Raw genomic sequence first — 21,843 nt, forward strand, 5'->3', positions numbered from 1 at the left:
ACAGCACTTCATACGACTTCAGGTCGCACGAACAAAGCCGTGTCAGGAGCTTGATGTCGTCTTTGTTTTTATCTCTACGCAGGTTTTGATATTAACAACTTTTGATACGAGTACTGACGTAGCAAACAGCAAAAAGCCGCAGGCCTTGAAAGGTATGCGGCTTTTTGGGTTCTATGACCAACCTAGGTATGCAGCTAGTTCTTCGGTGGTTGGTTTTTAATAAGTCCGTAAGGGATGTTAGTAAACACCTTAGGGTTGCCTTCATAGGTCGGCGCTTCATTCACTTGCTGCCAATCGAGTAGCATGATTGCTAACACGTTGCGGTGTTCACCGTACTCAAGATCAAAATCGCCAGCAATTGAAGGGATCATGCCTTGTTTCTCATCGATAGATGCTTGAATCGCGAGTCGAGTTTTCTTTACTACTGGCTCATCTTCTAAACCTGCCAATAAGAAGGTTAATCCAACCTCGGCGATCACATCTTCTTTCGCTCGAAGCAGAATCGTATCGATATTTTCTCTGAAGTAATCGTAGATCCATTGATGATCTTGTTCGCTTACTTGATGCTGATAGTATTCGGAATCGCCAAAGATGACGTGTGTCATACCATAGATCTTGTTGCCGAATTGCTGGCTTGAGAGCTTTTTATCTTTATCGTCTGGGTACGCTTTCTTGAAGGTATCGACGAACTCATCAACGACATCCTGTTCACCTAGCTGGCGCAGCCAATATACCTGATTAGCTAATTGAGCCGCCCACGCTTTCACCATGTCTTCATTAGTCACGTATCGTGAGAAATCATAGCGACGAATGATTTCGCGCAGCTTGGCATCGTTTTTGTGCTCTAAACCGTACTCATTGGCACGCGCCATAGAGCCAAGAAGATCAACGCCAAGGTAGAGGTATTCTGGCATGTGCTTGGTGATGTTGTAGCGTCGAACACTGCGCTCATCGCTATCGCCAACATAAGATGCAACGCGCTTTTCTGAGTAGAGCACGATTTGTTCCATGGTTTGAACGTCATTCGACAGGGTGTTGAGCTTGCTCGCCACTCGTGCCATGTCACTCCATACCGCAGCAGAATACTTATCATCTAATGTCTGGCGATACATGCGTAGTCCGTAGTGACCCTCTTTGAATGCAGGCAGGGTGTAAAGTTGGCTTTCGTAGGTAGCGCGAATGAGGTCAGCTGATTGCTTGAAAGATTGTTCTTGAGAATTGAGCGAATCGGCTTGGGATTGAATACTCGATACATTTGTCGCCAGAGCGTTCTCTTGTGCGTGAACAGCGACCGTAATTGAGGCCGATAGTAATGTGCACAGTGTAATCGTTTTTAGCTTCATGTCGTGAGGTACCAAGCTGATTAATAGTCTATGTAAAATAACATCGATGAATCCTTTAATGTAAGGTTTGAGTCAATACAATGTAAGCTTTATAGGGTTTACTAACCCTTTTTGATTAAGTAATTAGTATAGTTAACAGGCCTGAAGTGATGAATGGCACAATATTTGATAGATAGTAGACGTTAGTATAGATTTTTAGTGACTTAGCGGCATACTGGAGCAATACGCCAGAAATGAGCCGTTATAAGGCAGTATATAGAACAAAAGTGTTAGAGGTTCGTAAATGCCAAGTGGTTCTAGCAAGCAGTGGTCTGCCAAAATAGTATCTGTTCTTTTTTTCCTTACGATAGTAGGCGCGATTGAGTTTTTTCACGCCAAGCAATTAACTTTTCTTAAAAACGAATCGTATTCAGAGGCAAAAAAGCAACTATCCATTATTCGTTCTCGGATTGAAGTCGCGATCGTGTCGGATATGTATATCCTCAATAATTTCTCGACTTTAGTGACCATTAACCCTGATGGTGAAGTGAAAAACTGGGACAAGATTGCTGAGAATATCATTCAAGATGGCTTCCATATTCGACTTATCGCACTCGCCAAAGACGACATTCTAAATTTTGTTTACCCTCTGGAAGGTAATGAGCAGGTCCTAGGTATTAATTATCGCGATCACCCAAACCAATGGGAGTCTGTAGAGATAGCTCGTAATCTTGGCAATACGTTTATTGCGGGTCCCTTTGAGCTGTTTCAAGGAGGGCAAGCTCTTATTACACGTACTCCGATCTTCCGAGATCCGCCTTTCAATCAAGATTACTGGGGTGTATCCAGCGCTGCTATTGGCTTAGACGAGCTGTTTGAAGATGTCGGAATCGGGAAGATCGAGAACAAGTATCAACTTGCGATACGTGGTAAAAACAGTTCAGGTAAAGATGGCGCTGTCTTTTATGGTACTCAGGATGTGTTCGATAATGCGTTTGCCACCGAACAGGTAAGTTTCCCATATGGTGGTTGGTACCTTGCTCTTTCTGGTAACGAACATGTATTAATGGATGAACCTTGGTACCGAATCCAAGCGGTAAGGCTAGTAGGTTATTCCATAATGATAGTGCTGGCGTTTGCCTTCTTTACTATTTATCGCCTGTACCGCATTGCAGATAGCCGCTCAATGCATGATGAGCTAACGATGTTACCGAATCGTCGATACTTCATGTATAGCCTCAAGCAGGCCTTTAAAACTACTCAAAAACAGCGATCGAGAACGTTTGCCGTTGTAAATATCGACCTCGATGGGTTTAAAGCGATCAATGACACTTATGGTCATGCAGCTGGCGATCAGGTATTGATCGAGTGTGCAAACCGAATTAGGAGTGAACTACGAGTTTCAGATATCGTCGCAAGGATAGGCGGTGATGAGTTCTTAGTTTTATTGCCACGCATCATTGATGATCAACACGTATCGTCGATCGTGACTAAACTACGAAAGGCGATGTGCGCGGCGCCAGTTGTTTACGAGGCGCACTCTATTTATCTTCGAATTAGTGTTGGTTGGGTTATTCATAATAACAACTACAATGATGTCGATGCGCTCTTGAAAGCGGCTGATGAAAAAATGTACGAACAGAAGCGTCAAGTTATCTAGGTTGAATTTGAGCTGCGATTAGAATTTAGTTGCTGAATGTGGGGAAAAGCCTCAGAATACCGCGCTTTGCTCCGTATCAATGTATTTGATGAGCAAAAGCTGAAGCAACGCATTTTTTAACGCGTTGCTCATACTAAATGTTATTCAACTGAGAAAATAATCTATGAGTTTTACCTCCCTTGGCCTTTCTGAACCGATCCTTAAAGCTATTGAAGCACAAGGTTACGATAAGCCATCACCAATACAAGAGAAAGCCGTACCAGCTGTCCTAACGGGCAAAGATGTGATGGCCGCTGCTCAAACAGGTACAGGTAAAACTGCAGGCTTCACGCTACCTATTCTTGAAATGTTATCAAAAGGCCCTCGTGTACGTCAGAACCAAGTTCGTGCGCTAGTGTTAACGCCAACTCGTGAGCTTGCTGCGCAAGTAAATGGCAGCGTAGTGAAGTACGGTATTAACTTACCGCTTACCTCTACGGTTGTGTTTGGTGGTGTGAAGATTAACCCTCAGATGCAAAAACTGCGTAAAGGTAGTGATGTACTGGTGGCGACACCGGGTCGTCTACTTGACCTATATAACCAAAATGCCGTGCGTTTTGACCAACTAGAAATCCTAGTGCTAGATGAAGCTGACCGCATGCTAGACATGGGCTTCATCCGTGACATCCGTAAGATCTTGGCTTTCTTACCTAAGAAGCGTCAGAACCTACTGTTCTCAGCGACGTTCTCTGATGATATTCGCAGCTTAGCGAAAGGCTTAGTTAACAATCCTGTTGAGATTTCAGTAAGCCCTGCAAACTCAACGGCAAAAACCGTTGAGCAAAGCATCTACCCAGTAGACAAAAAGAAAAAGAGCGCAATGCTAGCGAAGCTAATCAAAGATAACGATTGGCGACAAGTGTTGGTGTTCAGCAAGACGAAACACGGCGCGAATAAGCTTGCTCGCTTCCTTGAAGAACAAGACATCACTGCTGCTCCTATTCATGGTAACAAGAGCCAAGGTGCACGTACTAAAGCCTTAGAGAACTTTAAAACGGGTAAGGTACGAGTACTTGTTGCAACTGATATCGCTGCTCGTGGTATCGATATCCCACAACTGCCCCAAGTAGTTAACTTCGATCTTCCGCATGTATCAGAAGACTATGTACACCGTATCGGTCGTACTGGCCGCGCTGGTGAAGTAGGTAAAGCGATTTCACTGGTTTGTGCTGATGAAGTGGGCGAGTTGTTCGGTATTGAACGTCTTATTCAACAAGTACTAGAGCGTCGCGAGCTTGAAGGCTTCTCGCCAGTAAACAAGCTACTAGAATCTCGTTTAGATACACGTCCAATCAAGCCTAAGAAGCCGAAAAAAGCAAAACAGCCACGTGAGCATGCTGATGGTCAACGCTCTGGTGATAACGCTCGTGGACACAAGCCAGCAGGTAAGAATAAGCGCCATGTAGCAGGTAATGGCTCAGCGCCAAAACGTAAGCCAACGTCTGGAAAGAAGCCTACTGAAAACAATTCAGCCGCGACTGGTGAAGATAAATCAGTAAGAAACAACGGTAGTAACTTTAAACGCGGTAATGCGGGCAATAAACCTGCTGCAAATAACGCGGGTTCTCAGAACACTCTGAGCAAGCCAAGCGGTGCGGGTAAATCCAACGGTACAGGTAAGCCAAACAACGCAGGTAAGCCTAAGAAGTCTGGTTACGGTGGTAGCTACGGTCCGAGCAAGTCGTCAAATAAGCCGACAGGCAACAAACCGTCACCGTCTAGAAGCCGCTCTAAGCCAGCTCCTCAGAAGTAGAGTCTCTTAGATAGATCATAAAGGTCCAATAACGAGAGTACTTTTTAGGAGAGTTCTCGTTGATTCGGGACTTTCTGCTATCTAACTCAAATAAGCGCGAATATTGAATTTCAATGTTCGCGTTTTTTTATGGGCGTTGATTTGTAACTCAGGAGAGGTTTATTGCTGTTTAAAGTGATTGAACCTAAGGGAAGTACGGCATTTTGGGAAAGAGAAATGAATCTTTAAGGATTTATTAATAACAACATAATCACTAGCGTTTTTGTTGAATTTTGCAATTTGCAATTTCAGTTTGCAAAACAAATAAGCATTTACGAACAATACGTGTCCAGATGCGTAGTAAATACGTGTTTTAAAAGTTGGCACGCATACTGCATTAGTAATGGTGACCCTTCTTAAGCCGAGGGTCACCTAGCCAACTGACGTTGTTAGTGAACCTTTTTTGTTCACACAAAATATATGACCAATCACCCTTATTGTGATTGGTTTTTTTTTGCCTGAATTTTAGGTTCTATTTTTTGTTATTACTTCTTTACTCACCACACTTCGAATAACAGCTTGGTTGGCGAGGGCATTCTCCACCTCTGGAGCAGATAAGCCTTGCCTCTGTCTCTATCCCACGTTCAATCCAATTTATATTTAGAATCTTGGCTATTGTCGTGAGATCTTTCTTGATGTTGCGCGGAATTGCCACAGAGCCACCATTGTTAACGCATGACGCTTTAAGCTGCTCTGCTATGTCTCTTGAATTACCGCCTTGAGCATCAATCGCAGGGTTGAGATCTATACCAGCACACAGCACACGATTGTTACCCGCAGGATCTGTCATATTGATGGATTCACAGCAGTAGATTCTTGGCTCATCACCCACGTTCAAAATGGAGATTTGAGCCGAGCTTCCCGCTCGAGGTTCTGATAATCGACGGAACACAGCCCAATGTTGACATGGGTCAGCGACCGTTCTCATATTTCCCCAAGGCAGTGGAATCCCGTTTCCGCGATATACCGCCTTGAGTTTCCCCGGCCCATAAGCATCAAAGTAGTGCCAGTGAGGGTAGGGCGATACTACAGTCATTCGACGCATCGCAACAGAGGGGGAAACCCCTGCTCTTTTGTGAACGTCGATTTCGTAACCAGTGCGGTCGAGTAGCTGTCTAAACGGAACTTTCGGACACAGAAGTGCGCCAGCAAAGAAGCTAGATTCAAAGTCTCGCCATGCTTGAAGAATATCTTGGGAGTTGAGCTGTGAAGATCCCGATACCTGGTTGTCGTCCCACGTGTTGTTGTTACCGACCGACAACACACTCTTTAGACCTTCTTTGCTGTGCAGAATGCAATGACCGATATAAACCGAAAGGTCGTATTTCAGACGAGTTGGATACTCTTTAAGAATCTCGTTTAAGAAGATTGTACCGGGAGGCTCAAAGAAGGAGGTCACTAACTGCTTAGCGTTAATTCCGAGCTCATCGACGACGTCTTGCGGCGTTCGCGTTACCCAGCGGATGTTGATTCCTAGGCTTCTAGCGATGTCTATCAGGTCTTCGACGCTGAGGTTAAGACGTTTTAAGCCGACTTCCTCCGCAGCGCGCTCAAGGTCAGGGAAGTGGTTCTGATTGCTCTCTTGGTGTGCTCGAATCAAGAGGTGAGCAAACTGGCGGCCTGAAATGCCCGTTTGTGACAGCATCTCAGGAATCGCAATTTGCAGGATGTCGTTGGAGAAAAGGAAGCTTGGCTCGAGTGCCATGCCACTTATCCCACCACGATTCCCTTTATCAGGAGCAATGGCTTGTTGTTCAGATTCGTCATCGAGGAACCACGTCGGATTCTTCTGAAAGACCTGTGCAATCACTTCCAGCATATCGATACTTGGAACTCGCTTTCCCCGTTCAATCATTGAAAGGTAAGAAACGGAAGGTGCATATTCTGGGTTGATCCTAATACAACGCGCAGACAGATCTTCCATCGTTAAATGGTTACGTTTTCTTAGGTTACGTATTTTCGTACCTAGGAAATGTGACTGACGAACTAAACTTTTTGACAAGGCCATATTTGTAAAATTCACATTGTAAAATTTTTGTTGTGAAATTGTATGTAAAAAAGCGCTAATCTACAAACTAAGCAATTCACAAAATGACAAATAAATTAAACGTTAGTTTGGAATAATTGCTCTAGGACACATTTTTGCTGTAGAAATCGGTGGTTATCACCGGACTGGTCAAGAGGGAAAGACTATGAATATGCTTACATTCGATAAAACAGAAATCCAAAAACAATCAAAGCCATTTATCGCTGAAGCTGTCTTTGCCGTGGAGACAATCAGTGCAAACCAACAAAATGAGAAACAAGTGAAAGCGAAGCAACTGCTTGACCGCCTGTTTCCTCTAGAGCATGGCTCGCATCAAGATGTGACGAGCTACGTAGTCGATTACCGCCATATCATGGCTTACTTTAAAGATGGCCAGCACAGCGGTCTTAAGCACCCTAAGCACTTCGTGGCTTTTATGGGAGAGAAAAGTGACCCTGATTCAATCCTGTTCCGCGATGGTAGCGGCAGTCACCTAGAGGTGATGTTTGGTTGCCATAAAGGGACGGGATGCATTGAGCTAGTAGAGATTGATGATATCCAACTGGAGTCGTGCACGACCTTTGGTCAATCTCCAGCTGAATCAACAAATACTACCTTACACCAAGAAACTATTGCTGCGATGCGACACTGGATCAGCCTAGTTAAAGGTGATGAAAAGGGTAAACCAAAGGCGTGTAGTGAAGATAAAGAATTTAGAGCAAAAAGTGGTGAGGACTACTGCCTTAATTACTGTTTCCAAATTTAAAGCCGAGTCTTCAGCGCTCTGAATCAAGGGCACAATAAACTAAAAGCCCCAAAGGTAATGCCTTTGGGGCTTTCTAATTTCAATAAAGGTGAACCACTCATAATCCGCTTAAATAGCCCAGACCAATGATGGTCCTTATAGAGGCATAACTCGATTACGGCCAAGTGTTTTGGCTTCGTAAAGCAGCCTATCGGCGCGTTCGATCAGCGATTGAGCTGATTCACCGGGTTCAAGTTCAGCGACACCAAACGATGCAGTGATACTGCCGACTTGTTGACCACTGCGGCGATCTTTGATCGACAGCTTTTCTAGAGAGCGACGATTGGTATCAGCGAGTTGACGAGCAATACGCAAAGACTTGTTAGGCACAATCAGCGCGAACTCTTCACCACCAAATCGATAGGCAGAAATACCTTCACGGCAACTTAACTTCAGCTTGCGAGCGATCCCTTTAAGCACCATATCGCCAAACAAGTGGCCATAGGTGTCGTTGAAATTTTTAAAGTGGTCGATATCGAGAAGAATCAGACACAAAGATTGTTGTGCTTCACACAGGGTTTCTATGTCACGGTCGAAAGAGCGACGGTTATAGAGTGTGGTTGTACTATCGAAGAGCGCATCTTTCTGCACTTCTACCAATTGAGTTTTCAGCTTGGTGATCTCTGAGGTTGCAGAGTTTAGCTGAGAGTTTAAAAACTGAGTAGAGTGACGAATATGACGGGATTCAGACACCAGCTGTCGAACTAAGGACATGACTTCATCAATAGATAGCCTTTCATTATCAACACGAGCCAAGTCCTCGAAGCTTTTATCGATCATGTCAGAAAAAGCGGAGGTGTCGGTCAGGGTGTCATTCATTGAATTGGAAACTTCAGAAACTAACAGTTCCAAATTAGCGCGAAGGTCATTGATATTGGTTTCGGATTTGCTGGCAACATAATTGTTGTATAGCTGCTCACCAACGGCAGGAGGACAAATACCATAGTGTTCTAAAACACCATCCATGTCTTGAGTCAGCTGGGGAATAGCGTTATCGACATAGGTGTACCAAAGTGCGTAATTTGCAGGTGTCGTTGACACCCTGTTCTTCATCATAAGAGGCACCGCTTTTTTTAGATTTGCGGTGGATTTCTGAAATTCGTCTTTGTTCATTATTTTTACTGCAGATACCAAAACAACTAAGCCACTTGCGAACAAGGTTAGCGGATTTCGAACGTCTTTGCTTTAAAAATTATATGATTAGTGGATGAGGATTGGATAAATGACTCATTTTTATTATGAATATCGATTGCGTATTCATAAGTGTAATCTAATGGATTGTTCTTTAACCATATTTGGGCTTATCAAACTTTCGAAATAGAGTGGGTTCGTATCAAAACATTGCTGAGAAATGACTGTTGTTGTCTAGGGGAAGCTTGTATCGAGAGGGGAAATGTTTATAAGCAGGCATAAAAAAGCGCCGATAAAAATCAGCGCTTTAAAATTCTTTTTAGCTATAAGAGCTAATTATTGAGCAACAACGTTTGCTGCTTGTAGGCCTTTTTGACCGTTTTCAACTTCGAAAGAAACCTTTTGGCCTTCTTTCAGAGTTTTGAAGCCTTCAGAAACGATTGCACGGAAGTGTACGAATACGTCAGCGCCGCCGTTGTCTTGAGAAATGAAGCCGAAACCTTTCTCTTCGTTAAACCATTTTACAGTGCCAGTATTTGTGTTAGACATAATTTGTCCCTTATTCATAAATTTTCTAAGTTGTTGATTGCATTTAATGCAATGCGCTGATAATTGAATTATTTAATATTGCTAAGAAATAAGGAAAAACTACTTACAAAAACGGGTAACGATTTTACATGTCAATTTTTTACTATTCATCTAACTTAAATAACTCCGGCTAACAGAGCGAGAGCATGGTAACACAGTCTTTTGAGATGTACACGCATTGCTTTAGAAATTTGTGCTTTTTTTGTCATACCGTGCGAATGTACAAGATTTACACTGATTTAGTGATAGTTTTGTCGCTTCGTCCAACACAACAAAAGGAAGCATCTCAGCTTCCTTTTGATCATTAGTATAGACGATATTAACGCTTAAAGTTGATATCTTCAGTTTGATCTAAATTTATTTTTGTTTTCGCTGGTTGAGTCTCTGCAATCACCTTACCGTGGCGTATTGAGTACTGCACTGGTACTTGGCGGCGCACTGCATCAAAGCCATTGTCAGCAGGAAGAATCAGCAAGCTACCTGGCTTACCTTCTTCGATGCCGAAGTTGTCTTGGATGTTCAATGTGCGAGCAGAGTTCTTGCTGATTAAAGCAAGTGAGTTGTTGATTTGGTCGTAGCCCATCACCTGTGTCACATGGAGTCCCATGTGCAGAACTTGAAGCATGTTCGCTGTGCCCAGTGGGTACCATGGGTCAAACACATCATCGTGGCCAAAACAAACGTTGATGTCTGCTGCTAGCATCTCTTTAACGCGCGTTACACCGCGGCGTTTCGGGTAATCGTCGAAACGGCCCTGTAAGTGAATGTTCACTAGCGGGTTTGCCACGAAGTTGATACCTGACATCTTCAATAGACGGAACAGGCGAGATGCGTAAGCACCGTTGTACGAACCCATTGCAGTGGTGTGGCTAGCAGTTACTTTCTCGCCCATTTCAAACTTATGAGCAAGGGCTGCTAATGTTTCCACAAAGCGAGATTGTTCGTCGTCGATTTCATCACAGTGAACGTCGATCAGACAGTCGTACTTGCGTGCAAGCTCGAACACGTAATGCAGAGATTCAACACCGTATTCACGAGTGAATTCGAAGTGAGGGATAGCACCGATAACGTCAGCGCCGATCTTCACTGCTTCTTCAAGCAACTCTTTACCGTTAGGGTATGAAAGAATGCCTTCTTGAGGGAATGCAACGATCTGGATGTCGACCCACTCTTTCATCTCTTCACGAACTTCAACCATCGCTCTTAACGCAACGAGTGTTGGGTCAGACACATCAACGTGTGTACGAACGTGTTGAACACCGTTAGCTATCTGCCATTTCAATGTTTGCTTGGCACGAGACTTTACGTCTTCGATTGATAGCAGTTCTTTACGCTCAGCCCAACGCTCAATACCTTCAAACAAAGTGCCAGAGATGTTCCAGTTAGGCTCACCAGCAGTTTGAGTAGTATCAAGGTGGATGTGCGGTTCACAGAAAGGAGTAACTGCAATGCCACCTTCAGCATCAAGGATGTCGCCTTGATGATTGATTTGCGCGTCATTATCGAGAATGCGAGAAAATTGACCATTTTCAATCAGAATCTGTTTCAAGCCCTCTTGGTCTTGAAGTTTCGCGTTCTTGATTAATAAGGTTGTCATAGTGTGTCCTTAAGCGGCCTGAGATTTCAGAGCTTTTTTGTTCAATAGAGGATTAAGCACGAGGTAACTGATTACACCACCTAACACTGCGTTCAAAGGAACAACGCCAGGTAGGAAGTGACCAGCGGCTACGCCTGTTGCTACCGCGATAATGCCAGCCCAGTTAACTGTTTGGAACTCTGCATTTGCAAAATCTTTGTAACGTTTACGGTTCGCGAAGAAGTCGGCGATGATTACGCCACCAATTGGTGGAATCGCCAGCGAAAGGAAGGTTAACCAACCAACGAAGTTGTTGTATAACCAAAGTGCGAAAATCGTACCGATAATGCCGTTAATGATAGACATTGTAGTACTTGAGCGACCAGTGATGTTAGATAAACCAAGGCCAGATGCATAAAGTGCGTTTTCATTGGTTGTCCAGATGTTCAAGCCAAGAACGATGATTGCTGGAAGCAGTAGTCCTTGTGCAATCATCACATCTGAAATGTCTGATTGGCCTGTTGCTGCTGCACCGGCTGCGCCAAAGATAAACATCAGCGAGTTACCGATGAAGAATGCAACCATTGTGATTAATACTGCGCTCGCTGGCTTTTTACCAAAGCGAACAAAATCGGCCGTTAGCGTACCTGCACTAACAAATGAACCTACAACCATTGCTAAGGCCATTGAAAAGTCCATTGGAGTTTCTGGCTTAATCAGTTGTAGCTGTTCTAGTCCGCCAACGCTGTCTACCGCAGTCAATACTGAGTAACCACCTAGAATTGCAATCGCTGGAACCGCAATCGCTGAAAGCACCATTAGCGCTTTAATGCCGAAGTACACCGTACCTGTCATCAACAGGCCTGACACAATAATCAAAGTGTTGGTATCAATGCCCGTTGCTTTTTGTACTGGAATAGCAAACATCGCAACACCCACACCAAACCAACCGACTTGTGTACCACCAAGTAAAGCAGAAGGAAGCCATGAGCCTTTAGTGCCGAAAGAGAAACGAGCAAGAAGGTGGGTAGAGAGGCCAGTAGATGAGCCGATGTAGCCAAGAAAAGAAGTGTAAATACCGAGGATTAGGTTACCGATGAGAACGGCGAGGAAGAAATCGTTGAATGAAAGACCTGTCCCGAGTGAACCACCTGTCCACATACTTGCAGAGAAGAAAGTGAGTCCAAGCATTACCATGGTGAGTGAAGCGACTCCTTTCCTAGCCGATGTAGGAACCGGCCCTAGACTGTAGTTATTATCAGCAGCCATTTTTTACCTCCGCAAATGATCAAAATTAAAATTAACGGTCGCCGTATTGCAGGCAAACGTGCGCATTATGGTGATATAAAGCACATAGTCAATGCTAATTTTGTCAATAAGGGCCCCTAAAAACCAGTTATTGCAGTAATTATATTGTAAAACATAGGGTTATTTTCTGTCTTTATTTTAAAAAAATAAATAGAAAACGTTTTCTATAACGGGTTAGTTATCTGCTGTTCTTGGTTGGCTATGAATGCTTATTATTATACGTCTGAATGGGTGTCTGTATCGAAAAAGAGGGCGGTTGGCCAAACTGCAGGCAAAAAAATAGCCAATCGCAATAATCGCAATTGGCCTATATATTTTGTGAACAAGAATAGGTTCACTAACAACGTCAGTTGGCTAGGTGACCCTCGGCTTAAGAAGGGTCAATATATACATTGCAGTTAGTGTGCCAACTTTTAAAACCACGTAAAACGGCAGTTTTATAGCAATCTGGTGCGTATTTGAGCGCTTAATTTGCGTTTTGGTAGTGCCAGATTGCAAAATGCAATTGCGATTTGCAACTTTAGAGTGTTTATTCGTTTTTCGGGTTTGTGTTCTTTCTGGCACGAATGGTGAAATAAACAAAAAGCCCGTGCGATCTAAGAGCGCACGGGCTTGGGTATAGCTTCACCAGTGGGGGGTATTAGATGGAGTAGAAGAAGTACAGTTGAGACTTCATTCTAATGATGATCCCGCGTATTACGTCTAGGAACGCCATAAAGCTGATAGGCTTCTCACCGCTTACCCACGCTAATCCGACAGAGCCAACAGGAATATCGTAACCCTCTGCCTCATCAATTTTTAAACGAACAAAGTGGTGCTTGTTCTGAAGGTTTCGACCTGTGGTGACACGCACCTGTTCATCGATACCGAGTAAGCTCGCCTGTGCCTCACCCGTCGCCTCGACAATGCCTTCTACGGTTGCCGAGAATATCTTGCCAGGGTAAACCGCCGTCGCAAATTCTGCAGGTTGACCTACTTTGATGTTACGAATCGCTTGGTGGTTTACTCGCATCAACACGTACTTCTCTTCAGTGTACATTTGAATACGAGGCATCATTGAAACGCGCTGACCTTCACGAAGAATAAAGTTAGTCACAAAGCCATCTGTAGGAGCGGTGACTTTAGTGCTGTTAAGATCCCATTGTGCTTGAGCCAATGTTGCCTTCGCTGAATCCACCTCTGTTTGCTTTTTACTAACGTTAGTTTCGGCTTTGTGAATGTCGAGCTTCGCATTTTCTGCATCGACTTCTTTCTTGCTCAGTTGAGATTCCAGCGTAGTCACATTGTGAGTCGCTAAATCTACCTTTGCTGTTTGTTGGTCGATGTCAGTTTCGGTGATCGTGTGTTGTACGACACTGTTTTGTTTCTGGTAACGATCAAGCGTTTTAGATTGCAGTACTAAGTCGGTTTTCGCTGACTCTATTTGTGCAATTGAAGCTTTGATGTCCTCTAGCGCTGAGCGATAGCTTACTTTAGCAATGCTGACTTCTTGACGAGCTGTGTCTAACGCGACCTCAGTTGACTCAAGTTGAACACTTGCTTTGTCTCTTGCAATCACATATTTGGTGTCGTCAATCTCATAAATCAGTTGTCCTTCAGCCACATCTTGGTTGGGATGGATATGGACTTTCGTTGTTTTACCCGACACATTGGTTGAGTCTGGACGCAATTGAATGTGCGGAGACTGAACAACCGAACCGCCCGATAAATCCATCGGAGTAAAGTTGAGTAGGCCTACCCACACAAACAACAACCAAGATGTACCACCGAGGTACGCAAACGCTTTGGTGCCTTTATTCCAAGGCATACCAACCAGTCTGAGTAAATAAATGAACAGTGCCCAAATGGCTAAGCCTTCTAACATGCTTGGCTCTCCTCATCTTGCTTGTCGGTCGTCGACTGTTCCTTCGGTGCAGCTGGAGATTTCCATGTATCTCTTAGGTTGATGATGGCTTTTTCCATATCAACAAATGCCAAGATTACTGCGAGTACCCATACCCAGTGCCATACGAAGCCAATCCATGTTAATGCGGTAATCAAACCGAGCTGGTGATGATCTTTACTGTGAGCTTTATTGATTGGTAATTCATGCACACGCCAGAACCCGTAACATGCTGCCGCGATGGTTGCGACCAAAACTACGCCAGCCACTACGTGTAGTGCAGTATCTGCGCCTGTTCCGACAAATGGGACACTAAGTAAACTCATTGATAAACCCTAGGTTAAATTGAGCACCGAGTGTGATTGATATCAGATTTATAGGTTGCAAATTTACTAATTACTTTAATAATGAGTTTTATATGATTTGATCTATAATTTGGATTTCGAGGCGTAGTCGCAAATGAACAATTGTAACTTCCTAAGAGCATTAGGAATTTTAGGTGTATATCAGTATGCAGCGGCCAATCGTGACTTAGATATGGACTCTTTGGGCATTCCAAAGTCAGTATTTGCTAACGCGATGAACCTGATTCCAGTGAATGAAGTGGACCAATGGTATGGCTTACTCGAACAGAAAACCCGCGATCCCGACATTATTTTGAAGCTGGCTGATAGGGTGGATATTGAAAAGTTAGGGCCACTTGCGAACTGGTTTTTCTCTGGTCATGACCTTGCTTCTACGATTCGTCGAGTCAATATCGGGTTGCACTGTTTACAGTCGGGGGCTTTCTTATATGGCGCGCAAGTCGGGACACTCATTAAATGGTGTTATGACAACCCTGAATATTCTGAGGTTGGAAAAGTACACGATTCCGTGCGTATCGCGATTTTTATGATGAAGATCCTAAGGCGTTACCTAGGGCCCGACTTCAAGCCAGCAGCCGTATCCATTGCAGGCTATCGTGAGAATACTGAGCTTTATCACGAGTACTTTGGGTGCAATATCCAGTGGGGACAACCACGTACAGAGGTTTGGATTCCTAGTAAGTCGAGGTTATCGATTAATCAATCACCAAGCGTCGGTAAAATGGGTTTGGCGATGAATTTTCATGATTTAGACAATTACCTCAACATGCCAGATGCAGGTGATGAACATAAGGTGACCTATGAGATGATCAACTATAGTCGTCATTTTGGCCTTCCTACGTTACATAAAGTATCCAGTTTATTAGGGCTTTCTGAGCAGCAGTTTCAACGCCGTTTGCATAAGTTGGGCGTCAACTTTTCAACCATCATGGGTTATGCACTGAGCAATGTGGCAGTGGAACTGTTGAGCTATAAACTCCCGGTCGAAGAGGTCGCGAAACGTTTAGGCTACACCAATGTGGCAAGCTTTAATCGAATGTTTAAAAAGCACCGTGGCTTAACGCCTAAGCAATATGTTGAACGATTTTGGACGGATCTATAGGTTATGTTAATAGGCCAAGCTTCGCTTTTGTAATAAGCCTGATAAGTAAACCGCAGCCCAAGTGCTTAGAATGAAAGGTGCTGTTAATGGCAGCAGTGCCAAGGTGTGAAAGCCTAGAGTAATAAGGCAACTCAACAGAATACCTAAGATGACGAATGGCCAAGCTATTCTTGGGCAAAGCACCAAAGCTAAGGTTGCAAGAATCGCGTTGTAACCATAAAGACCTTGCTTGATCAGTTCGTTGTCAGCACTAATCAGAGAGCTAAATAGGGTACTGATCAACACCGCAAGCAGCATCCAAACAGCGTGCTTTATGCTGTACAGTGCGATTGCGACCAAGATAACCAATCCGGACAATTCATTATTGATAAAGCTGACTTGGCTGATCCCTTTTAGCATGGTCACCACAAACGTTGGTAAGTCGGTTTCTGCATCTGTACCGATATCAATGAGTGGCATTAACGCAATGCTGGATGTTGAAAATGCAGAAAGCTCGAAGGTTGACTGGACAACATAAATTCCCCAAGAGGTGATAACAAAGGCACTGGTGTAACCGCGGTACTTTTTAAAGCTAAACACTATCTTAGCGATTGGAACGGTGAGTAGGGCACCGAAGACCGTCACAACAGCTAGTATTGGGGTGACTCCAAAGAAGTTACCAATGAACAACCCGATCAGTGCGCCATTTAAGGCATACATACCACTATTAAGATCATGAGTTGTTTTTCTGTTGGTGTTAATGCTGTTGGTGTTAACACTGTTATGGATAAAGCGAGCTAATGTGTAACTGCAACTGGCACCAAGTAAAGTAAGACAAGCCAGTGGAATGGATTCAATAGAGATAGCTAACAATAACAGAAGGGATGTTACGACAGATGGTGTGAAATAGACTTGCCCAATACCATTGAGCAAGCCTTGAAGTGGAAGAGTGTCCTTATTTGTGTTCATCATCTGGCGACAGAATTTCATTATGTTAAATTTTTGATACGCCAGATTGTATACAACTATTCTTGGTTGACCATCTTCGTGTGTTAATTCTGATACCAACGTTCACCATAGGCTTGTTGGTAATCTGGCTTTTCAATGATTCCTTCCTGTTCTGGTACTGTTTCTAGTGGCCCAACAACGGTTCGGTAAGGCAATACGCCTGCCCAAACGGGAACGTCCATATCAGCTTTGTCATCATTCACACCATGCTTTCCAATTTTTACCGATGCTTCGGTTAGTGGAATCGCCAATAACTCGGTGGCGGTGAGCTCTTTTTCGTTACTCAGCCTAACCTCATCGGTTCTTCCCGGTGCTATCTGCTCAATGAAGATGTTCAACAAGCGATCCTTTTCTTGGTTGTCATCAATGACTGAAAAAGAGCCGAGTACCACTGCAGAACGATAGTGAGCACTGTGATGGAATGCAGAACGAGCCAACACCCAACCATCGAACAGAGTGAACGTTAAACAGGTTGGTTCTCCTTTCTTTAAGCCCTTCAGCAAGCGGCTGTTTTTGGCGCCATGAATATAGACCATGTCATCCACTCGCCAAGCAAGCATAGGGATAACCATCGGGCCGTGTTCGCCTTGCAATGCGATGTGTGCGATTAAGCTTTCATCAATGATCTGATGCAGTTTCTCTTGTTCAAATACGGCTTTGTGAGCCCCTTTCTTAATCGTGGTTCTTTTCGTGTTAGATAACATAATCGCTCCTTAATCATTGCCTTTTGATTAATGTAGCGATTAACTGGTCTATTAAATAGAGCCACTTTTAAACACTATTTGGATCCAGTTATGCAGCCTATCGATGTCGGTGACCTACAGTTAGACGAACAACACGACACGCGTCAAACCGCCTTGTTCCACGCGATAAGAGAGAAGATTGTTCAAGATTTATGGAGTAAGGGCAGTAAGTTACCTTCAACACGTAAGTTGGCCGTCGAGTTATCGGTGAGTCGAAATACGGTGATTTATGCGTACGAACAGTTGGTCACGGAAGGCTACATCGAGAGCAGACAAGGCTCAGGCTTTTACGTGTCGGTTGAACAGCCGGAGCATTTTCTCAGTTTGTCTCAGTCGAGCCATATTCAGAGTTCACATGACTTGAGTACAGAGGCTGATACACCAAGTGGCGCAAGAGTGACCCCAAATGACATTAACCGAAGTTTTGCGCCGGGTGTCCCTGATCTGGATGCATTCCCGTTTGCGAAATGGCAGAGGCTGCTGCAACGCCATTCTACACGTCAGAACATTGCGGGTAATCAAGAGGTTCAGGGAAGCTTGGCCTTGAGGGAAGCATTGAGCGGGTATCTTGCAAGCAGTCGTTCAGTTCATTGTTGTGCCGACCGAATCATCATCACCGCAGGTGCGCAGCAAGCCATCTCAATCGGATTAATGGCAACGTTAACGATGGGCGACAAAATCCTTGTAGAGGAACCCGGTTATCGACAAGTACATAAAATTATCGATCTGTTGAGACTAGAGTTAGACGGTGTAAGTGTGCGTGAAAAGGTGGGGCTAGATATTGAGAAAGTGTTGGCCAGTAATGCTAAGGCTCTGTATGTCACACCGAGTAACCAATACCCAATGGGCACGACTTTAAATACTGAACAACGCCTTAAACTGATCGACTGGGCCAATCAACATCAGTCATGGATCATTGAAGATGACTATGACAGTGAGTTCCAGTTTGCTCATCGCCCTTATACCAGCATGCAAGGGTTAGCGGGAAAGTTGGGGTTCGATGATCGCATCATCTATGTAGGCTCTCTGAGTAAGGTTATGTTCAATGGCCTTCGATTAGGGTACTTAGTGGTGCCAGAAAGTCTGGTGGCGAAGTGTCTTGAGATCAAAGACGCGTTAACGGGAGACACGGCGTCCCACACGCAGGAAGCTTTGGCGGATTTTGTTCGAGAAGGCGATTTGCTGCGTCATATTAGAAAGATGCGTCGGTCATACAAACTCAAGTATGAAACCATGATAGAAGCGATTGAAAGCGAGTTTAACGGTGATCTTGAAGTGATCAGCCAAGCGGCGGGGCTACATGTGACCGTGAAGTGGTCCAATGGAATATCTGAAACTGAATGGAGTCGTAGAGCTGAGCTTGAAAATATCATCATTCGTCCGTTTGATTTTTATGAATATGGATCAAGTGATGCTCGTGATTGGAGTGGGGCGGTGCTAGGGTTTGGAAATATCCGTTTGGCTGAGATAAAGCCGAAGATCAAACAGATCGCTCGGCTTTTTTATCAGTGATATTGGTAGGTATCGTTTACAGCTTGTCGACAGAAACGGTGGGTTTACCCAACCACTTTCGCCAAGGGAGTGACAATGTCACAAAAATAGTCACGGCATAGAGCATCGACCAACTTAAACAGATAAACACCAAGGTACAGATGACCAATGAAAGCATGGCTGTGTATCTAGATGCGCCTGTTAGTAATCGGCAAGCGGCTAACATTGCGAGCAGATAAACCAGAACAAAAATACCGTTGGCGAGCTTGAGAAAGAACTCAAGGTCTAAATTAGACAGCTCACCAATCACACACGAAATAAGCACGACAAAGCCAATTGCTAACGTTGGGTAAAGCGGTACGCCGTGGCTGTTCAGTTGAGCCATTCGACTTGTAGGGCTGTGTTGGCGAGCTTGAGCCCAGATCATTCGTGATAGGCTTTGTGTGTAAAGGTTTAGGCTGGCAAAGCAAGCAAAGAACCCCAGTACGCTGATGACAGTTTTGAAGCCATTGCCAAACAGTTGTTCTGTTACCCAAGGGATGGATGTGGCGTCGAATTCAGGTGAACCGTAAGCACCCAGTTTAAGAATCACCACTGAACAAGCCCAGTACACTAACCCCGCAACAAAACAGCCTGCAATGATGGCGATTGGGAAGTCACGTTGTGGATTTTTGAACTCCTCTCCCATGTGAGCAAAAGCTTCTATTCCGACAAAGCACCAAAACATGACAGCCAAAGCTGCGCCGATAGACCACATCGAATCGGACGAGATGGCTGGAAGAGCAACATCGGCTACCGTGATGTCGGCTTTCCAAACAAAAGCGCTAACCAAGGCAAAAATCGACAATGCGATCACGGTTTGCAGTCGGCCAGAAGATTTACTGCCCATCAAATTGACGGCAATAAGCAGGGCGACAGTAAAGGATTGAGCACCCAGAGGAGTGTCGAGAGGTGCGGGTAACAATTGTTGTGCAAAACCACCAGCCAGTGCAATGGCCGCTGGAATACCGACAGGAATAACACTCACAAACAACCAAGCCACGCTTGTTTCTAATCGCTCGCTAAACGCCTGACGCACAAAATAGGCAGTACCACCTGCATTCGGGTAGCGTTTTCCTAATGCTGCGAAGGTCAATGCAATCGGGCAAATAGCGATAAACAAGATTAACCAAGCGAGTAGAGACAGCTGACCTGCAATACCTGCTGCGATCGCAGGGATCATAAATAATCCCGTGCCTAGCAAGGTCGTCGAGAGTTGTCCGATTCCTGAAATAAGCGTGATTTCTTGTTTGAGTTGTGTCATTCGCTCTCCTAGCTATTTGATTCTGGTCACGGTCTTCCAGTAACTTTCTTCTGGTGTGTGTGAAGTTATGAATGAGAGCATACATTGTCGACATCAATAATACAGCTAGCGAAACGTCTTAAGACACCGTCATTTTAACGGTATTAATCCGATTCAGCGTGAAAGTGTCGGCTGTTAGAATGGCTGTTATAAGTCGGAAAGTTGTGTCAAATTAGGCGTTATAAATAGAACAATAAATGGAAAGAATCAGAAATATGGATAAATTTGATCGCCAGATTTTGGATATTCTAAAAACCAATGCACGATGCTCAGTGAGTGATATCGCCCGAGATGTCAGCCTCTCGCGCTCGGCAGTGAACGCCAGAATCAAGAAACTGGAAAGCGACAAAGTGATTACGGGCTACTGCGCTCAAGTGGCAGAGCCTAACCATACGAAGAATGTGTGCGCTTATATCTTGTTGAAGTTCGACATGTCGAGTAGTGACCATAGCTGTGAGTCTTATGCGAAACAAATCCAGAGTATTGATGAGGTGCAATGGTGCCACTCGATTAGCGGTGAGACCGATATGATGCTTTATGTTGAAGTGGAAAGCATGGAGAGCTTGAACCGAGTTCGCGATCAGCTGCAAAGATACCCAGATCTTCGCCACTTAATGACTCATACGGTTTTGGCCGAGTTTTTCAACAAACAGAATGCGACGGTGCATTCATGTTAGGCAATATCAACTTAAATCTACTGCGCTCACTGCATGTACTTCTTGAAGAGTGTCATGTGAGCCGTGCCGCCCAACGTTTGCATATCACACAATCCGCAGTGAGCCGCCAGCTCAGTCAGTTACGAGATTTATGTGGCGACCCTTTACTAGTCCGTGACGGCAATAAACTGGTGCCGACCAACCGTGCATTGCTACTCAAAGGCAAACTCGACGACTTGCTTGGCGAGTTTGACCACCTGTTAGATGATAAACCCTTCGAACCGCAAGACTGGCAGGGTGAATTGGTGTTGTCTTCGAGTGATTATGTGGCTCAGTATATTCTTCCTGTGATTGTTGCAGAGGTGTCCGCTGAAGCGCCGAACATCAATTTGGCTTATCGATTGTGGCAGCCCAACTACCTTGAAGCACTGAACGAGTCGGGGATTCATTTGGCTTCCAGTATGTTTCCCACAAAGCCTGAACATGTCTCAAGCATCAAACTTGGCGAAGATAAGTCGGTGTGTTTGATGCGCAAGTCGCACCCATTGGCTCAACAAGCGGTTTTGAGTGCAGAAGATATTGTTCACTATTCTCACATCAAAGTGACGGGTGGCGGAGATAAAGACAGCTACGCGGACATAGCATTGAAGAAGCAAGGGCTGAAGCGAAGAGTGGCTTTGCAGGTCCCGTTCTTTTCATCCGCTGGCACTGTGCTAATGCAAGACGACTACTTGATGATCGTGCCAGAACATATCGCTTACAACCTAGGTCGACACCTCGATACTACCTACTTTTCGTTGCCATTTGATACGGAAATGCATACCTATTGGTTAATGTGGCACCCTAAATATGACAACGACTCTGCCCACAAATGGGCGCGAGAAAAAGCATTCCAAGCCATGCAAAAGTCGAGTTACAATATCAGTATGACTTGAAATCATAAGTATGATGATAATCTTTGATTTCAAATAATACCTCCTGCGGATTATGGTAAGTGCCAAGTATTGAGTATTAAGCGTAGAGCGTTC

General features: G+C 44.4%; 19 protein-coding genes. 8 read left to right on the forward strand and 11 right to left on the reverse strand.

Going from position 1 to position 21,843, the window contains the following annotated elements:
- A partial coding sequence (locus A142_RS25315) for a hypothetical protein (protein ID WP_032545477.1) occupies positions 1 to 220 on the forward strand: 220 nt, incomplete at its 5' end.
- Here the strand turns inward: A142_RS25315 and A142_RS16455 are convergent.
- On the reverse strand, positions 195 to 1,343 hold the full coding sequence (locus A142_RS16455; protein ID WP_019823374.1) for a DUF3541 domain-containing protein: 1,149 nt from the start codon (positions 1,341 to 1,343) through the stop codon (positions 195 to 197). The two genes, A142_RS25315 and A142_RS16455, sit on opposite strands and share 26 nt — an antisense overlap.
- A 283-nt stretch (positions 1,344 to 1,626) precedes the next feature.
- On the opposite strand from A142_RS16455, the gene A142_RS16460 reads away from it, so the two are divergent.
- Both A142_RS16460 and A142_RS16465 read left to right on the forward strand, forming a co-directional pair.
- Positions 1,627 to 2,982, forward strand: a complete 1,356-nt coding sequence (locus tag A142_RS16460) for a diguanylate cyclase domain-containing protein (protein WP_019823377.1) — start codon at positions 1,627 to 1,629, stop codon at positions 2,980 to 2,982.
- A 163-nt stretch (positions 2,983 to 3,145) separates the two neighbouring features.
- The gene (locus A142_RS16465; protein WP_019823379.1) at positions 3,146 to 4,774 is read left to right on the forward strand and encodes a DEAD/DEAH box helicase; all 1,629 of its coding nucleotides are present in this window, start codon (positions 3,146 to 3,148) and stop codon (positions 4,772 to 4,774) included.
- A 532-nt stretch (positions 4,775 to 5,306) separates the two neighbouring features.
- On the opposite strand, the gene A142_RS16470 is transcribed toward A142_RS16465, so the two are convergent.
- Entirely contained in the window at positions 5,307 to 6,836 is a 1,530-nt protein-coding gene (locus tag A142_RS16470) for a DUF3612 domain-containing protein (RefSeq protein WP_019823380.1), read from the reverse strand.
- Between the two features lie 169 nt (positions 6,837 to 7,005).
- Between A142_RS16470 and A142_RS16475 the strand changes: the two genes are divergently transcribed.
- Positions 7,006 to 7,605, forward strand: a complete 600-nt coding sequence (locus tag A142_RS16475) for a malate synthase (protein ID WP_019823382.1) — start codon at positions 7,006 to 7,008, stop codon at positions 7,603 to 7,605.
- Between the two features lie 135 nt (positions 7,606 to 7,740).
- On the opposite strand, the gene A142_RS16480 is transcribed toward A142_RS16475, so the two are convergent.
- The 6 genes from A142_RS16480 to A142_RS16505 all read right to left on the reverse strand — a co-directional run bounded on the left by A142_RS16480 (position 7,741) and on the right by A142_RS16505 (position 14,455).
- Complete coding sequence (locus A142_RS16480) at positions 7,741 to 8,757, reverse strand: GGDEF domain-containing protein (protein ID WP_029405524.1); 1,017 nt, start codon at positions 8,755 to 8,757, stop codon at positions 7,741 to 7,743.
- Positions 8,758 to 9,111: 354 nt separating this feature from the next.
- Entirely contained in the window at positions 9,112 to 9,324 is a 213-nt protein-coding gene (gene cspE / locus A142_RS16485) for a transcription antiterminator/RNA stability regulator CspE (RefSeq protein ID WP_004740083.1), read from the reverse strand.
- A 358-nt stretch (positions 9,325 to 9,682) separates the two neighbouring features.
- Positions 9,683 to 10,960 (reverse strand): cytosine deaminase, encoded by a 1,278-nt coding sequence (locus A142_RS16490; RefSeq protein WP_019823386.1) that lies wholly within the window; start codon positions 10,958 to 10,960, stop codon positions 9,683 to 9,685.
- 9 nt (positions 10,961 to 10,969) lie between these two features.
- Positions 10,970 to 12,208: a cytosine permease gene (gene codB / locus A142_RS16495; protein WP_032545479.1), complete on the reverse strand. Its 1,239-nt coding sequence runs from the start codon at positions 12,206 to 12,208 to the stop codon at positions 10,970 to 10,972.
- A 679-nt stretch (positions 12,209 to 12,887) separates the two neighbouring features.
- Positions 12,888 to 14,111: an HlyD family secretion protein gene (locus A142_RS16500; protein ID WP_019823390.1), complete on the reverse strand. Its 1,224-nt coding sequence runs from the start codon at positions 14,109 to 14,111 to the stop codon at positions 12,888 to 12,890.
- A complete protein-coding gene (locus tag A142_RS16505; protein WP_019823392.1) occupies positions 14,105 to 14,455 on the reverse strand; it encodes a hypothetical protein in 351 nt (116 codons plus the stop codon). The genes A142_RS16500 and A142_RS16505 overlap by 7 nt, the downstream gene beginning before the upstream one ends.
- A gap of 133 nt (positions 14,456 to 14,588) precedes the next feature.
- Here A142_RS16505 and A142_RS16510 point away from each other — a divergent pair, with 133 nt between their 5' ends.
- A complete protein-coding gene (locus tag A142_RS16510) occupies positions 14,589 to 15,596 on the forward strand; it encodes an AraC family transcriptional regulator (RefSeq protein ID WP_019823394.1) in 1,008 nt (335 codons plus the stop codon).
- A gap of 6 nt (positions 15,597 to 15,602) precedes the next feature.
- Here A142_RS16510 and A142_RS16515 read toward each other — a convergent pair whose 3' ends face one another.
- Both A142_RS16515 and A142_RS16520 read right to left on the reverse strand, forming a co-directional pair.
- Entirely contained in the window at positions 15,603 to 16,547 is a 945-nt protein-coding gene (locus A142_RS16515) for an urea transporter (protein WP_029405525.1), read from the reverse strand.
- An 80-nt stretch (positions 16,548 to 16,627) separates the two neighbouring features.
- Positions 16,628 to 17,287 carry a pyridoxamine 5'-phosphate oxidase family protein gene (locus A142_RS16520; protein ID WP_019823398.1) on the reverse strand — a complete coding sequence of 220 codons (660 nt, stop codon included), beginning with the start codon at positions 17,285 to 17,287 and terminating at the stop codon, positions 16,628 to 16,630.
- Between the two features lie 90 nt (positions 17,288 to 17,377).
- Here A142_RS16520 and A142_RS16525 point away from each other — a divergent pair, with 90 nt between their 5' ends.
- Positions 17,378 to 18,838 (forward strand): PLP-dependent aminotransferase family protein, encoded by a 1,461-nt coding sequence (locus tag A142_RS16525; RefSeq protein ID WP_019823399.1) that lies wholly within the window; start codon positions 17,378 to 17,380, stop codon positions 18,836 to 18,838.
- A 16-nt stretch (positions 18,839 to 18,854) separates the two neighbouring features.
- Here A142_RS16525 and yjeH read toward each other — a convergent pair whose 3' ends face one another.
- Positions 18,855 to 20,120 (reverse strand): L-methionine/branched-chain amino acid transporter, encoded by a 1,266-nt coding sequence (gene yjeH / locus A142_RS16530; protein ID WP_019823400.1) that lies wholly within the window; start codon positions 20,118 to 20,120, stop codon positions 18,855 to 18,857.
- Between the two features lie 254 nt (positions 20,121 to 20,374).
- Between yjeH and A142_RS16535 the strand changes: the two genes are divergently transcribed.
- Positions 20,375 to 20,836, forward strand: a complete 462-nt coding sequence (locus A142_RS16535; protein ID WP_019823402.1) for an Lrp/AsnC family transcriptional regulator — start codon at positions 20,375 to 20,377, stop codon at positions 20,834 to 20,836.
- The gene (locus A142_RS16540; RefSeq protein WP_017070979.1) at positions 20,830 to 21,750 is read left to right on the forward strand and encodes a LysR family transcriptional regulator; all 921 of its coding nucleotides are present in this window, start codon (positions 20,830 to 20,832) and stop codon (positions 21,748 to 21,750) included. The genes A142_RS16535 and A142_RS16540 overlap by 7 nt, the downstream gene beginning before the upstream one ends.
- Positions 21,751 to 21,843 lie beyond the last annotated feature (93 nt).

The sequence above is a fragment of the Vibrio splendidus 12E03 genome (genome assembly GCF_000272105.2).
Classification (GTDB): Bacteria; Pseudomonadota; Gammaproteobacteria; order Enterobacterales; family Vibrionaceae; genus Vibrio; species Vibrio splendidus_I.

Coding starts and splice junctions, on each gene's coding strand:
- A142_RS16455 (WP_019823374.1), bottom strand. CDS start 1,343: ATGAAGCTAAAAACGATTACACTGTGCACATTACTATCGGCCTCAATT.
- A142_RS16460 (WP_019823377.1), top strand. CDS start 1,627: ATGCCAAGTGGTTCTAGCAAGCAGTGGTCTGCCAAAATAGTATCTGTT.
- A142_RS16465 (WP_019823379.1), top strand. CDS start 3,146: ATGAGTTTTACCTCCCTTGGCCTTTCTGAACCGATCCTTAAAGCTATT.
- A142_RS16475 (WP_019823382.1), top strand. CDS start 7,006: ATGAATATGCTTACATTCGATAAAACAGAAATCCAAAAACAATCAAAG.
- A142_RS16480 (WP_029405524.1), bottom strand. CDS start 8,757: ATGAACAAAGACGAATTTCAGAAATCCACCGCAAATCTAAAAAAAGCG.
- cspE (WP_004740083.1), bottom strand. CDS start 9,324: ATGTCTAACACAAATACTGGCACTGTAAAATGGTTTAACGAAGAGAAA.
- A142_RS16490 (WP_019823386.1), bottom strand. CDS start 10,960: ATGACAACCTTATTAATCAAGAACGCGAAACTTCAAGACCAAGAGGGC.
- codB (WP_032545479.1), bottom strand. CDS start 12,208: ATGGCTGCTGATAATAACTACAGTCTAGGGCCGGTTCCTACATCGGCT.
- A142_RS16500 (WP_019823390.1), bottom strand. CDS start 14,111: ATGTTAGAAGGCTTAGCCATTTGGGCACTGTTCATTTATTTACTCAGA.
- A142_RS16505 (WP_019823392.1), bottom strand. CDS start 14,455: ATGAGTTTACTTAGTGTCCCATTTGTCGGAACAGGCGCAGATACTGCA.
- A142_RS16510 (WP_019823394.1), top strand. CDS start 14,589: ATGAACAATTGTAACTTCCTAAGAGCATTAGGAATTTTAGGTGTATAT.
- A142_RS16515 (WP_029405525.1), bottom strand. CDS start 16,547: ATGATGAACACAAATAAGGACACTCTTCCACTTCAAGGCTTGCTCAAT.
- A142_RS16520 (WP_019823398.1), bottom strand. CDS start 17,287: ATGTTATCTAACACGAAAAGAACCACGATTAAGAAAGGGGCTCACAAA.
- A142_RS16525 (WP_019823399.1), top strand. CDS start 17,378: ATGCAGCCTATCGATGTCGGTGACCTACAGTTAGACGAACAACACGAC.
- yjeH (WP_019823400.1), bottom strand. CDS start 20,120: ATGACACAACTCAAACAAGAAATCACGCTTATTTCAGGAATCGGACAA.
- A142_RS16535 (WP_019823402.1), top strand. CDS start 20,375: ATGGATAAATTTGATCGCCAGATTTTGGATATTCTAAAAACCAATGCA.
- A142_RS16540 (WP_017070979.1), top strand. CDS start 20,830: ATGTTAGGCAATATCAACTTAAATCTACTGCGCTCACTGCATGTACTT.